Origin of the sequence: Aeromonas cavernicola (genome assembly GCF_002795305.1) — a bacterium.
Taxonomy (GTDB): domain Bacteria; phylum Pseudomonadota; class Gammaproteobacteria; order Enterobacterales; family Aeromonadaceae; genus Aeromonas; species Aeromonas cavernicola.
This window is the reverse complement of record NZ_PGGC01000284.1, coordinates 1-638: the sequence shown is the minus strand read 5'-3', so window position 1 is coordinate 638 and position 638 is coordinate 1. Positions and strand designations below refer to the sequence as shown.

Below are 638 nucleotides of genomic sequence, written 5' to 3'. Positions count from 1 at the left end.
GCTGGCGGGCCTCCGCTAAGGTCACCTCGAAGTCATAAGCTCGGGCAAAGGCCTCAACAAAGATGGCGGTAGGGGCAAAGGAGCCAAAATCGACCACTGTCCCCGCCCAATCGAGGATCACCGCTTGGATATCGGTGGTGGGTTGTCCGGCAAGCGCTAAGTCAGTCATGGTGATGTTCCTGTGTTGATAAAAAAGTGATCTCACCTAAGGCGCGATCGAGAATAGTGATGGCCCGCACCAGATCGGCGCGAGCGATGTTGAGCGGCGGTGAAAGCTGGATAACGTTGCCCTGAGCGACCTTGAAGCTGAGCCCGAGTTCCAGACAGCGGTAGAGCAGCCGCTCGGCAGCCCGGCTATTGCGGGTGCGGCTTTGGTGATCGACCACCAGATCGAGCGCCCAGAGCAAACCGATGCCACGCACCTGGCCGATCAGCGGGTGACGCTCGGCCAGCGCCGCGAGCTCGCACGCCATAAAGCGGCCATCCTCCTGCGCTTTTGCCAACAATCCAGCTTCGCGGATTGTCTCTATAGTGGCGAGGGCCGCCGCACAGCCGATAGGGCTCTTCTCGTGGGTGTAGTGACCCAAGGAGATAGCCGCCGCCTGATTGAAGCAATCGCGGGTAATGAGCGCTTCCAA

At 60.0% G+C, this 638-nt stretch carries 1 protein-coding gene and 1 pseudogene; both read right to left on the bottom strand.

Annotated features, from left to right (window positions below; genetic code table 11):
- Window positions 1-169, bottom strand: a pseudogene (locus tag CUC53_RS19520) (phosphonoacetaldehyde hydrolase); the annotation flags it as partial.
- Window positions 162-638: aminotransferase class III-fold pyridoxal phosphate-dependent enzyme (locus tag CUC53_RS18560; protein WP_157798341.1), on the bottom strand; the 477-nt coding region annotated here is incomplete at its 5' end. The pseudogene CUC53_RS19520 and the gene CUC53_RS18560, both read right to left, overlap by 8 nt.